Source organism: Micromonospora sp. C97 (assembly GCF_018070385.1).
GTDB lineage: Bacteria > Actinomycetota > Actinomycetes > Mycobacteriales > Micromonosporaceae > Micromonospora > Micromonospora parva.
Window position 1 is genome coordinate 1 of sequence record NZ_JAGPXU010000014.1, and the last position, 12,567, is coordinate 12,567.

The 12,567-nt window shown below is 72.5% G+C and carries 9 protein-coding genes; 5 read left to right on the forward strand and 4 right to left on the reverse strand.

Features of this window, described 5'->3' with window-relative positions; all coding sequences use genetic code 11:
- Positions 1 to 39: 39 nt before the first annotated feature.
- Positions 40 to 1,338: an ABC transporter substrate-binding protein gene (locus KBX26_RS19210; RefSeq protein WP_210866045.1), complete on the reverse strand. Its 1,299-nt coding sequence runs from the start codon at positions 1,336 to 1,338 to the stop codon at positions 40 to 42.
- 236 nt (positions 1,339 to 1,574) lie between these two features.
- On the opposite strand from KBX26_RS19210, the gene KBX26_RS19215 reads away from it, so the two are divergent.
- Together KBX26_RS19215 and KBX26_RS19220 are read left to right on the forward strand one after the other, a co-directional pair.
- A complete protein-coding gene (locus KBX26_RS19215; protein WP_210866046.1) occupies positions 1,575 to 2,774 on the forward strand; it encodes an ROK family transcriptional regulator in 1,200 nt (399 codons plus the stop codon).
- Between the two features lie 229 nt (positions 2,775 to 3,003).
- Positions 3,004 to 5,637, forward strand: a complete 2,634-nt coding sequence (locus KBX26_RS19220; RefSeq protein ID WP_210866047.1) for a discoidin domain-containing protein — start codon at positions 3,004 to 3,006, stop codon at positions 5,635 to 5,637.
- Positions 5,638 to 5,752: 115 nt separating this feature from the next.
- On the opposite strand, the gene KBX26_RS19225 is transcribed toward KBX26_RS19220, so the two are convergent.
- Positions 5,753 to 7,075 (reverse strand): FAD-dependent oxidoreductase, encoded by a 1,323-nt coding sequence (locus KBX26_RS19225; RefSeq protein ID WP_210866048.1) that lies wholly within the window; start codon positions 7,073 to 7,075, stop codon positions 5,753 to 5,755.
- A 277-nt stretch (positions 7,076 to 7,352) separates the two neighbouring features.
- Here KBX26_RS19225 and KBX26_RS19230 point away from each other — a divergent pair, with 277 nt between their 5' ends.
- The 3 genes from KBX26_RS19230 (at position 7,353) to KBX26_RS19240 (ending at position 10,130) form a co-directional block, all read left to right on the forward strand.
- Positions 7,353 to 7,712, forward strand: a complete 360-nt coding sequence (locus tag KBX26_RS19230; RefSeq protein ID WP_210866049.1) for a YciI family protein — start codon at positions 7,353 to 7,355, stop codon at positions 7,710 to 7,712.
- 2 nt (positions 7,713 to 7,714) lie between these two features.
- Complete coding sequence (locus KBX26_RS19235; protein WP_210866050.1) at positions 7,715 to 8,923, forward strand: RNA polymerase sigma factor; 1,209 nt, start codon at positions 7,715 to 7,717, stop codon at positions 8,921 to 8,923.
- A 73-nt stretch (positions 8,924 to 8,996) separates the two neighbouring features.
- Positions 8,997 to 10,130 carry a glutamate--cysteine ligase gene (locus tag KBX26_RS19240; protein WP_210866051.1) on the forward strand — a complete coding sequence of 378 codons (1,134 nt, stop codon included), beginning with the start codon at positions 8,997 to 8,999 and terminating at the stop codon, positions 10,128 to 10,130.
- A gap of 28 nt (positions 10,131 to 10,158) precedes the next feature.
- On the opposite strand, the gene KBX26_RS19245 is transcribed toward KBX26_RS19240, so the two are convergent.
- On the reverse strand, positions 10,159 to 11,943 hold the full coding sequence (locus KBX26_RS19245; RefSeq protein ID WP_210866052.1) for an N-acetylglutaminylglutamine amidotransferase: 1,785 nt from the start codon (positions 11,941 to 11,943) through the stop codon (positions 10,159 to 10,161).
- A 144-nt stretch (positions 11,944 to 12,087) separates the two neighbouring features.
- Positions 12,088 to 12,519: a MarR family winged helix-turn-helix transcriptional regulator gene (locus KBX26_RS19250; protein WP_030327447.1), complete on the reverse strand. Its 432-nt coding sequence runs from the start codon at positions 12,517 to 12,519 to the stop codon at positions 12,088 to 12,090.
- Positions 12,520 to 12,567 lie beyond the last annotated feature (48 nt).

The window sequence follows — 12,567 nt, forward strand, 5'->3', positions numbered from 1 at the left end:
GGCCACCGCGCCCGACCACGGCCACCGGTGCCGCCTGGGTCAGCGCATCTTCTGCTGCGCGTCGGTCAGCTTCGCCTTCACCGACTCCTCGGTGACCGGCTTGCCGCTGGCCGCGTCGGCGAACAGCTCCTTCATCGCGGTGCCGACCAGGGTCTCGAAGGTGCTCTCGTCAGGCACCTGCGGCAGCGGGGCCGCAGTGGTGACCAGCGTCTCCTGGATGGTCTTCTGCTCGGTGGCGCTGAACGCCGGGTCGGAGGCGGCGGTCTTCACCGCCGGCAGCGAGCCGTACGTCTTGTTGAGGATCGTCTGCTCCTCGTCGCTGGTCATGAACTTCACGAAGCTCAGCGCGCCGTCCTTGTTCTTGGTGTGCTTGAAGACCGCCATGTTGATCCCGGCGACCATGCTGTTGACCTTCTTGCCGCCGGCCGGAGGGTTGGCCAGGAACGGAACCGGGGCCACCCCGTACGCGTCGGCGGGCATGTTCTGCGTCTTCAGGTTCGACCCGGCGGACTGCCACAGCAGCATGGCGGCCTTGCCGTTGGCGAAGTCGGAGACCGACTGGTTCTGCGCGTACTCGGCGTTGCTCGGGTTGGTGATCTTGTCAGCGGCCATGAAGTCGATGTACCGCTTGATCGCCGAGACGTTCTGCGGGGTGTCGAAGGTCGGCTTGCCGGCCGAGTCGAACCACTCGCCGCCGTACTGCTGGCTGAAGGTGAAGGCGTGGTGCGCGTTCTCCGACGGGTTGGCCCCTTCGATGGCCAGGCCCCACTTGCCGCCGGTGCTGAGCTTCTTGCCGTACTCGGCGAGCTGCTCCCAGGTGGTCGGCGGCGCGGTGATGCCGGCGTCGGCGAACGACTTCTTGTTGTAGTACAGGCTGTACGCCATGCTGTAGAGCGGCACGGCGGCCGGCGGCTTGCCGGGCGCGCCGGCGGCGGCGAGCGCGGCGGGCACGATCCGGTCCTTGCCGCCGACGGCCTGCAGGGTGGCGTCGTCGAACTCGACGAGCGCGCCGGTGGCCTGCAACGACGCCGACCAGGTGTTGCCGATGTTGACCACGTCCGGGCCCTTGCCGGAGGCGGCGGCCGCGAGCAGCCGGTTGAGCAGGTCCGACCAGGGGACCACCTCGACGGTGACCTTGATGCCGGTCTGCTTCTCGAACTTGTCCAGCTCGGGCTGGAGGATGGTCTTGTCGGCCTCCAGGCTGGCGCCCTGGTTGCTGGCCCAGTAGGTGAGCGTCTTGGGCGATGCGGCGGAGTCGTCGCCGGAGCCACCGCAGGCGGTCAGCGAGGCGGCGGCCAGTACGGCGGCGGTGAATATCCCGAGGTGTCGTCTCGACACGGGTCAGCCCTTCCGGTGCGTGGTGGGGGTCCGCTGGCCTTCGTCGCCGATAGGGGTCGGGCGACGGGGGCCGGCTGCGGGCAGGGTTTCGGGGGTGCGCCGTCGGGGTCCGTCGGCGTTTCCCGGGAGTTACATCACGGCTTAATTTATGTCGTCATTAAAGTTGCTGGTCGGTGGGTCGTCAAGCACGAGGCGGTTACAGTCGCCTCGAACGGCCGACGGGAACGAGGTGACGAGTGGAGCTGGCGCGTGCCACCAACCGCAGCGTGCGGCTGCGCAACCGGTCCGCCCTGCTGACCAAGCTCTTCCTGGACGGCCCGCTCACCCGGCAGGACCTGGTGCGCAGCACCGGGCTGAGCCAGCCCGCGGTCAGCAACGTGGTGGCCGACATGATCGACGAAGGGCTCGTCGCCGAGGCCGGGGCCGCCGAGTCCGACGGCGGCCGGCCCAGCATGCTGCTGCGGATCGAGCCCCGCTTCGCCTTCGTGGTCGGCGTGGACGTCGGCGAGACGCGGGTCCGGATGGAGCTGTTCGACTTCGCGATGACCCTGCTGGCCAGCGTCGAGTACCCGCTCGACCCGGCCCGCACCGAGCCCGACCTGGTGGCCGGGCACGTGCTGGCCGGCATCGACGCGCTGACCGGCCAGGCCGGGGTCGCCCCCGGCGACGTGCTCGGCGTCGGGATCGGCGTCTCCGGCGTCGTCGAGCAGGGCGTCGAGGCCGTGGTGCACGCCCAGGCCCTCGGCTGGGACCGGGTGCCGCTGGAGCGCCTGATCGGCGCCGGCACCGACGTGCCGCTGCACATCGACAACGGCGCGAAGACCCTCGGTCAGGCCGAGATGTGGTTCGGTGCCGGTCGGGGCGCCCGGCACGCCGTCTTCGCGCTTGTCGGCTCCGGGGTGGGAGCGTCGGTGGTGACCAACGGCGTCACCTACCGGGGGGCGTCCAGCAGCGCGGGGGAGTGGGGGCACACTACCCTGGTGTACGGCGGCCGGGCCTGCCGGTGCGGCGCGCGCGGCTGCCTGGAGGCGTACGTCGGTGCGGAGGCGATCATCGACCGCTACCGAGAGGCGCGTCGGGGTCGCGCCGTTCCGGGCGAGGACGAGGAGTCCCAGCTCGCCGCGCTGGTCGCCGCCGCGCAGACCTCGGCCACCGCCCGACGGGTCCTCGATGACACCGCCGGTTACCTGGGCGCGGGCGTGGCCAACCTGATCAACCTGTTCAACCCGGAGCGCGTGGTGCTCGGCGGCTGGGCGGCGATGGCCCTCGGTGACCTGCTGCCAGCCGTGCGGGAGGCCGCCGGTCGGCAGGCGCTGCGCCAGCCGTACGAGCAGGCGTCGATCGAGCTGTGCCGGCTCGGGGTGGACGCGGTGGCGCTGGGTGCGGCCACCCTCCCGATCGCCCGCTTCCTCACCGAGGGTGGCGTCCGCCGCTGAGCGGGGGCGACCGCGCGGGCGGCCAGCAAATTACCCAAAAAGAATCCTCGGGATAAATAACGAAGTTATAGATCGATGTCTTGACGCCGTCGCAATCTCGCCGCAACACTCCTACGAGAGCGCTCTCCTCCCTCGGTGTCGCGTCGGCGGCGACACCATCCACGGCGCTACGGGCGCGCCCGATCCCCTCCGCGTGGCAACCCGTAACCCCCTAGCGACAGGCGATGTCATGACATCTCGTGCTACATCCGTACGCCCGCGTCCCCGGGTCGTCCGACACCTGCTCGTCGGGCTCACCGTGGCCCTGGTCGCGGCGCTCACCCCGGCCGTGGCCAGCGCCCCCGCGCAGGCCGCGCCCACCCTGCTGTCCCAGGGCCGCCCCGCCACCGCCTCGTCCACCGAGAACGCCGGCACCCCGGCCTCCGCCGCCGTCGACGGCAACACCGCCACCCGCTGGGCCAGCGCGTTCAGCGACCCGCAGTGGCTCCAGGTCGACCTGGGCGCTCGCGCCACCATCAGCCAGGTCAACCTGCTCTGGGAGGGCGCCTACGGCCGGGCCTTCCAACTCCAGACCTCCGACGACGGGGCCACCTGGACGACGATCTACTCCACCACCACCGGCACCGGCGGCACCCAGAACCTCACCGTCACCGGCGCCGGCCGCTACGTGCGGATGAACGGCACCGCCCGGGGCACCGGCTACGGCTACTCGCTCTGGGAGTTCCAGGTGTACGGCGAGAGCGGCGGCAGCACCCCCACCTGCGGCAGCACCAACGTCGCACAGGGCAGCCCGGCCACCGCCTCGTCCACCCAGGACGCCGGCCTCGCCGCGTCCGCGGCGGTCGACGGCAACCCGGGCACCCGCTGGGCCAGCGCCGCCAGCGACCCGCAGTGGCTGCGCGTCGACCTCGGCAGCACCCGCACCATCTGCCGGGTGGTGCTCACCTGGGAGGCCGCGTACGCCCGGGCCTTCCAGCTCCAGACCTCGACCGACGGGACCACCTGGACCACCATCTACTCCACCACCACGGCCACCGGCGGGACGCAGTCCCTCACCGTCGCCGGCAGCGGCCGCTACCTGCGGATGTACGGCACCGCCCGGGGCACCGCCTACGGCTACTCGCTGTGGGAGCTGGCGGTGAACACCACCGGCGGGGGTACCAGCGAGCCGCCGGTCGGCACGACCGACCCGTACAACCCCAACCTCGGCCCGAACACCTTCGTCTTCGACCCGAGCACACCGACGTCGACCATCCAGAGTCGACTGAACACCCTCTTCACCCAGCAGGAGACCAACCAGTTCGGCCCGCAGCGCTACGCGGTGCTGTTCAAGCCCGGCACCTACACCGCCGACGTCAACCTCGGCTTCTTCACCCAGGTCGCCGGCCTCGGCATGAGCCCCGACGACGTCAACCTCAACGGCCACGTCCGCACCGAGGCGTTCTGGATGGGCGGCAACGCCACCCAGAACTTCTGGCGGGCCGCCGAGAACCTGTCGGTCACCCTGCCCGCCGGGCAGACGGTGGAGCGCTGGGCGGTGTCCCAGGCCGCGCCGTACCGGCGGATGCACCTTCGTGGCGCGCAGAACCAGATCCAGCTCTGGAACGGCGGTGACGGCTGGTCCAGCGGCGGCCTGCTGGCCGACACCCGCATCGACGGCCTGGTCGTCTCCGGCTCGCAGCAGCAGTGGTACTCCCGCAACAGCGAGTTCGGCAACGGCTGGACCGGCTCGGTGTGGAACATGGTCTTCCAGGGCGTCGTCGGCGCCCCCGCGCCGAGCTTCCCCAACCCGTCGCACACCGTCATCCCGCAGACCCCCCAGGTCCGGGAGAAGCCGTTCCTGTACGTCGACGGCAGCGGTGAGTACCGGGTCTTCGTACCGGCGCTGCGCACCAACTCCACCGGCACCAGCTGGTACAACAAGACCCCGGCCGGCTCGTCCATCTCGCTGTCGCAGTTCTACGTGGTCCAGCCGGGCACCAGCGCCGCCACCATCAACGCGGCCCTCGCCCAGGGGCGGCACCTGCTCTTCACCCCGGGCGTGCACCACGTCACCGAGCCGATCCAGGTCAACCGGGCCGACACGGTGATCCTCGGCCTCGGTCTGGCCACCATCCAGGCCGACAACGGCGCGGTGGGGATGCGGGTGGCCGATGTGGACGGCGTGAAGGTCGCCGGCATCATGTTCGAGGCCGGCACGACGAACTCCCCGGTGCTGATGGAGGTCGGGCCGGCCGGTTCGTCCGCGAGCCACGCCACCAACCCGACCTCGCTGCACGACGTGTTCTTCCGCATCGGCGGGCCGCACGTCGGCAAGGCCACCAACACCCTGACCGTCAACAGCGACAACGTGATCGGCGACCACATGTGGCTGTGGCGGGCCGACCACGCCGCCAGCGGCGTACCGACCGGGTGGACGCTGAACACCGCCGACACCGGGCTCACCGTCAACGGCGACAACGTCACCATGTACGGCCTCTTCGTCGAGCACTACCAGAAGTACCAGACCATCTGGAACGGCAACGGTGGCCGGACGTACTTCTACCAGAACGAGCTGCCCTACGACGTTCCGAACCAGGCGGCCTGGATGAACGGGTCGACCCGGGGCTACGCCGCGTACAAGGTCGCCGACTCGGTGACCAGTCACCAGGCGTTCGGGCTGGGCAGCTACAGCTACTTCAACGTCAACCCCGCAGTGGTCGAGGAACGGTCCTTCGAGGTGCCCACCAACCCGAACGTGCGCTTCACGAACATGGTCACCGTCTCGCTCGGTGGCGTCGGCACCATCAACCGGGTGATCAACAACGCCGGTGGCACCGCGAACGCGGCCAACCAGACGGTGTACCTGACCACCTACCCCTGACCCGGGCGCCCCGCGCCGACCCGAACGTCTGACGGACGGGTCGGCCGGGTCGCACCGTGGGCCGAGGCCGGCCCGGTCCCGCCGAGACCGGGCCGGCCACGGTCGCGTCCGCCGCTCAGCCGGCCAGCACCTCGGCGGCCGCCCGCTCACCGGCGCGCACCGCGCCCTCCAGGTAGCCGGTCCACCGGGTCGCCGTCTCGGTACCCGCCCAGTGCACCCGGCCCACCGGCGCCCGCAGCCGTGGGCCGTACGCGCTCCAGGCGCCGGGGGTGAGCGCGCCGCAGAAGCAGCCCCGCGTCCACTCCTGGGTCGTCCAGTCGTACTCGACGAGGTCGACGGGGTCCCCGGCGCGTGGTCCGAGCACCGCGGCGAACGCGTCCAACAGGCAACGGCGCCGCTGCTCGGGAGACATCTCGCGCAACACCGCGGCGTCCGAGGCGTAGCTGAACCCGGTCAACACCCCGAGCGGCGAGGTCGGCGTGGAGTTGTCGACCGTCTCGGTGAGCGGACCGGTGGTGCTGGTGGACACCCCGGAGAACCCGTCGGCGCGCCAGAACGGCTCCGGGTAGACGGCGTGCACCTTCAGCGCCGAACCCATCGGCATCCGCTGGGTCAACCCGTCGCGCTGCGCGGGCAGCGGCGGGGCGTACCAGATCCGGCCCGCCAGCGTCGGGGGCAGCGCCACCACCAGGAAGTCACCGTTCACGCGCCCGGTGTCGGTCCACGCCGTCACCCCGTCGACGCTCTGTTGGACGGCCCGCACCGGGGTGGCCAACGTCAGCACCCCCGGCGGCAGGGCGGCGGCCATCCGTTCGGCCAGCGCCGGCGGCCCGCCCACGATCCGGTCCTGCTGCGCGCCGCCCGCCATCCCCAGCAGCGGTCCGGTCCCGCCGCCGCTGCGCAGGTAGAACAGCAGGTGCAACAACGACACCTCGTCCGCGCCGGTGGCCAGCAGCCCGCCGGCGAGCACCCGCCCCAGGTAGTCGGCGGTGTCGTCGTCCCCGGCGGTGGCACGCAGCCAGCCGCCGAGGACCGTCCGGTCCCACTGCCCGGCCTCCGGCGCCTGCCAGGGCGCGGCCGGGTCCAGCCGGGCGGCGTACTCGTCGAGCAGGCCGAGAACCCGGGCAGCCTGCGCCGGCGGCTCGGCTCGACGCTCGCCGGCCCAGAGCACAGTGGGCGCGCCGAACGCCGCCGACGCGAACGTGGTCAGCCCGTGCTCGGCGACCAGCGCGTACATCCGATCCTGCGTCGGGCCGATCCACTGCGCGCCCAGGTCGAGTTGGGTGACGTCGGGCAGCCAGCGGGTCAACACCCGACCGCCGACCCGGTCGCGGGCCTCCAGCAGTCGCACCTGGGCGCCGGCACGGGTGAGTGCCAGCGCGGCGGCGAGCCCGGAGAAACCGGCGCCGACCACGACCACCCGCAAGGCGTCAGCCACGCCGGGGTCTACCCACAACTGTCGTCGCTATGACTGTCGGCTCCGGTCCCGGCACCGGCGGACGCGACCCCTGTCCTTCGTCCTTTGCTCTGCACCCACCGATGCGACACCTGGCCTGCGCCCCCGTCGCCTCCGCAGGTGCAGAGCAAAGGGCGCATCACCGCCGGGTTCGGGTCGGGCGCCGAGAATCTTCTGCCGACCTGTCGATTGGAACGGCGGCCGATCGTATGGAGGATGAGAGGTCGGCGAGCGGCCGGCCGCCCCGCGAGGAGGAACGATGACGCTGTACCTGCTCAGCCTTCACCAGCCCCAGGGCGAGCTACCGCCGGACCCGGAGTTCCTGGCCGGGGTGATGCGCCAGCTCGCCGGTTTCCGCGACGAGTTGGCGTCCACCGGGTCGTGGGTGTTCGGGCAGGGCCTGCACGGCCCGGAGACCGCCACCGTGCTGCGCGCCCGCGAGAGCGGCGAGGTGCTGGTCACCGACGGACCGTTCGTGGAGGGCAAGGAGTACCTGGGCGGCATCACCATCATCGACGTGCCGGACCTGGACGCCGCGCTGGACTGGGGTCGCCGCTACGCGCTGGCGACCACCCTGCCGGTCGAGGTGCGCCCCTTCCAGGGCGGGGCCGGCGACTGACCGTGTCCGACGTGGAGGCGGTGTTCCGCGCGGAGTACGGCCGCGCGGTCGCCGTCCTGGTCCGCCTCCTCGGCGACATCGACCTCGCCGAGGAGGCCGTCCAGGAGGCCTTCGTCATCGCGGTGCGGCGGTGGCCGCGGAGCGGCCCACCACCCAGCCCGGCCGGTTGGATCATCACCACCGCCCGCAACCGGGCCATCGACCGGCGGCGTCGGGAGGCGTCCCGGGCGCACCGGCACGCCGAGGCGGCCCTGCTGTTCGCCGCCGACCCACCCGTCGAGGAGGGACCTGTGCGCGACGACCAGCTCCGGCTGATCTTCACCTGCTGCCATCCGGCGCTCGCCCCGAACGCTCGGGTCGCGCTCACCCTGCGACTGCTCGGCGGCCTGAGCACCGCCGAGATCGCCCGCGCCTTCCTCGTGCCGGAGCCGACCATGGCGCAGCGGCTGGTCCGCGCCAAGTCGAAGATCCGCAACGCGGGGATCCCGTACCGGGTGCCCCACGACGCCGACCTGCCCGACCGGCTGCACGGCGTCCTCGCGGTGCTCTACCTGATCTTCAACGAGGGGTACACGGCCAGCGCCGGCCCGGACCTGGTCCGCGGCGAGCTGTGCGCCGAGGCGATCCGGCTGGCCCGGTTGCTGGTCGCGCTGATGCCCGACGAGCCGGAGGCGATCGGCCTGCTCGCCCTGATGCTGCTCACCGAGTCCCGCCGTGGCGCGCGGACCACCGCCACCGGCGACCTGGTGCCGCTGCCCCGCCAGGACCGCGGCCGGTGGGACGCCGGGCTGATCGCCGAGGGGCAGGCGCTGGTCCGCCGCTGCCTGCGCCGCGACCGCCCCGGGCCGTACCAGATCCAGGCCGCGATCGCCGCCGTGCACAGCGCCGCGGGGCGCGCCGCCGACACCGACTGGGCGCAGATCCTTGCGCTGTACGACCAGCTGACCGCGATCGCCCCCAGCCCGGTGGTGGCGCTGAACCGGGCCGTCGCGCTCGCCGAGGTGGCCGGTGCGGCGGTGGCGCTGGCCGAGGTGGACCGCCTCGATCTTCTCGGCTTCCACGTCTACCACGTGGTCCGCGCCGACCTGCTGGCTCGCCTCGGCCGGGGCGGGGAGGCCGTCGAGGCGTACCGGACAGCCGTCGCCCTGACGGACAACGCGGCGGAACGGGCCTTTCTCACCGCCCGCGCGACGGCCCTGGCGACGCCCTGACGGGGCGTTTGTCGCAGAGGTGGTCGGGAACCCCGACGCACCGGCCGGCCGCAGCAGGGTATGGGGAGGGGTCATGGCCTACCGTCCGACCGCCGTCGACACCGTGCCCGACCTGTCCATCCTCACGCTCGGCGTGGAGGAGGAGTACCTGCTGCTCGACCCGGACAGCGGCCGGAACCTGCCGGTCGCCGACCGGGTGCTCGCCGCGCTGAGCGGCACCGCCCGCGACCAGAGCCGCCAGGAGTTCCGGCACAGCATGGTGGAGATGGTCACCCCGGTCTGCGCCGACCTCACCGAGCTGCGCGCGCACCTGGTGGCGCTGCGCCGCTCCGCCGCCGAGGCCGCCACGGCCGCCGGGGCCCGACTGGTGGCGGTCGGCGCCACCCCGGTGGCCGAACCGCACCGGACCGTGCCCGACGAACCGCGCTACCACGCGATGTCCCGCCGGTACGGGCCGGTGGCGCACGACCCGGCGGTGTGCGGCTGCCACGTGCACGTCGGGCTGCCCGACCGGGAACTGGCCGTGCAGGTCTGCAACCACCTGCGGGTGTGGCTGCCGGTGGTGCAGGCGATCACCACCAACTCCCCGCTGCACGACGGGTACGACACCGGGCACGCCAGTTGGCGCTCCATGCAGTTGGAGCGGTGGCCCAGCATCGGCCCGACGCCGTACTTCGACTCCGCCGCCGACTACGACCGCACCGTCGACGAGCTGATCGCCGCCGGCATCATGCTCGACGCGGCGATGGTCTACTGGTACGCCCGGCCGTCGTCGGCGTACCCCACCGTGGAGGTGCGGGTCGGCGACGTCTGCACCGAGGTGGACGACGCGGTGCTGGTCGCCGCGCTGGTCCGGTCCCTGGTGGCCACCCTCGCCGACGACGTCCGCGCCGGGGTCGACGCCCCGAACGTCCGGGACTGCCTGGTCGCCGCGGCGCACTGGCGGGCCGCCCACGACGGCCTCGACGGCGAGCTGATCGACCTGCGGGCCGGCGGTACCCGCCCGGCCTGGGCGCTCGTCGACGAACTGATGGCGGTGATCGCCCCGGCCCTGCTGCGCCACGGCGACCTGGGGTACGTGGTGGCGCAACTCGCCCGGCTCCGCCGGGACGGCACCGGCGCGACCCGGCAGCGGCAGGTGCTGGAGCGCGACGGGGACCTGCGCCTGGTCCTCGACGACCTGATCACCCGCACCGCCGCCAGCTGACCGCCCGCCGATGGCGGCGGACGACGGTTCAGCTGATGTCGTGCGTCTGCAGCCACAGCTCCAGCAGACCGAGCTGCCACAGTTTGTTGCTCCCGGCCGCCGCCTGCGCCCGGTCCGGCTCGGCGAGCAGGTGCGCCACGTACTCCGGGCGGAACAGTCCCCGCTCGCGGGCGACCGGCGCCTGCAACGCCTCGGCGACCATCTCGCGCACCGGGCCGTCCACGTTGCGCAGCGCCGGCACCGGAAAGTAGCCCTTGGGCCGGTCGATCACCTCGGCGGGCAGCACCTCCCGGGCCACCTCCTTGAGCACGCCCTTGCCGCCCTGGGCGACCTTGTGCTCCGGTGGGCAGTGCGCGGCCAGGGTGACCAGATCCTGGTCGAGAAAGGGCGTACGCACCTCCAGGCCCCACGCCATGCTCATGCTGTCCACCCGCTTGACCGGGTCGTCGGGGAGCATCAGGTGGGTGTCCAGGCGCAGCACGGCGTCCAGCGCGGTCTGCGCCCCGGGCGCGCCGAGGTGGCCGGTGAGCAGGTCCCGGCTGGCGTCCTGCTCCAGCGCGTACGCCGGGTCGACGATGCGGCGCAGCTCGTCGTGGTCGCGGTCGAAGAACGCGGCGGCGAACGTCTCGGCGGCCCCGTGCCGGGGCGCGTCGACCAGTGGCTGGTGGTAGCCGTAGCCGGCGAACACCTCGTCGGCCCCCTGCCCCGACTGGGCCACCTTCACGTGTTGCGCGACCTGTTCGGAGAGCAGGTGGAAGGCGACCACGTCGTGGCTGCCCATCGGCTCGGTCATCGCCAGCACGGCCCGTCGGACGGCGGGCACCAGGTCGCCGTCGGCGAGTCGGATCCGGTGGTGGTCGGTGTCGAACGCGCGGGCCACCAGGTCCGAGTAGTGGAACTCATCGCCGGACTCGCCGCCGTGGCTGTCGAAGCCGATGCTGAACGTGCGCAGGTGTCGCTGGCCGGCCTCGGCGAGCAGCGCCACGATGAGGCTGGAGTCCAGTCCGCCGGAGAGCAGGACCCCCACCGGCACGTCGGCGACCAGTCGTCGGCGTACCGCCGCGCGCAGCGCGTCGCCGATCGCGGTCCGCCAGTCGGCGGCGTCCATCCCCGCGTCGGCGGGTTCCCGCACGTAGTCGGGCCGCCAGTAGACCTCCTCACGGCTGCGTCCGTCCGCCTCGATCACCCGCACTGTGGCCGGCGGCAGCTTGCGTACGCCGCGCAGCACGGTGCGTGGGGCGGGCACGATGGAGTGCCAGGAGAGGTAGTGGTGCAGCGCCACCGGGTCGATGCCGGTGTCCACGTCGCCGGCGGCCAGCAGCGCGGGCAGGGTGGAGGCGAACCGGAGCCGCCCCGGTGTCTCGGCGAGGTAGAGCGGTTTGATGCCGAGCCGGTCGCGGGCCAGGATCAGCCGCCGCCGGGCCCGGTCGACCAGCCCGATCGCGAACATGCCGACCAGGTGGTCGACGAAACGTTCACCCCAGTGTGCGTACGCCACCAGGATCACCTCGGTGTCGCTGGTGGAGTGAAAGGCGTACCCGGCGTTCTGCAACTCCTCGCGCAGCTGCGGGTAGTTGTAGATGCAGCCGTTGAAGACCAGCGCCAGGCCCAGATCGTCGCGGACCATCGGCTGCCCACCGGCGTCGGACAGGTCGATGATGGTCAGCCGGCGGTGCCCGAGGGTCACCCAGCCGTCGGCGAACAGGCCCTCGTCGTCCGGGCCGCGTGAGCGCATCGCCTCGGACATCCGGCTGACCGCCGCCGCGTCGGGAGAGCGGCCGTCGAACCGTGCCTCCCCGCTGATCCCGCACATCAGGCGTTGCGGTGCTGATCCAGGGCAGACATGGCCCCTCCTGTCAGGTCTCCCCGACTGGTGGTGGCGGGGCCCGGTGGGAACGGGCCGCTGGCTACCCGCGCATCGGGCCGACAAACCCGCAGGTGATCCTGCGCGGGCGGCTCAGTCGAGCAGAGTGCGCAGGATGCGGGCCAGCTCGTCTCGGTCGGTGTCGTCGAGGTGGCCGAAGAAGCGGTCCGCCTCGGCCCGGCGGGCGGCCCGGATGGCGGTGCTGACCCGGTCGCCCTCCTCGGTGAGCGCGACCAGGGTCGCCCGCCGGTCGGCCGGGTCGGGCCGACGCTCGACCAGGCCGCGGGTCTGCAGGTCGTCGACGACCTCGGTCGCCGAGCGCGGCGCGATGCGCAGATGCTCGGCGAGGGTGCCGGGTCGCACCTCGCCGTGCCGGGTCAGCACGCGCAGCGCCCGGGACTGGCTGGGGGTGATGTCCCAGGGTGCCAGCGAGTCCCGGGCCTGCCGGCGCAGCCGGGACGCCACCGCCCAGAACGTCTCCGCCAGGCTCTCGTCGTCGGCGCTGTCGGCGGTGTGCTCGGTCACCGGAATACGGTAGCAGGAGATGTGGTTGCTACCTCATGATGAGGTAAC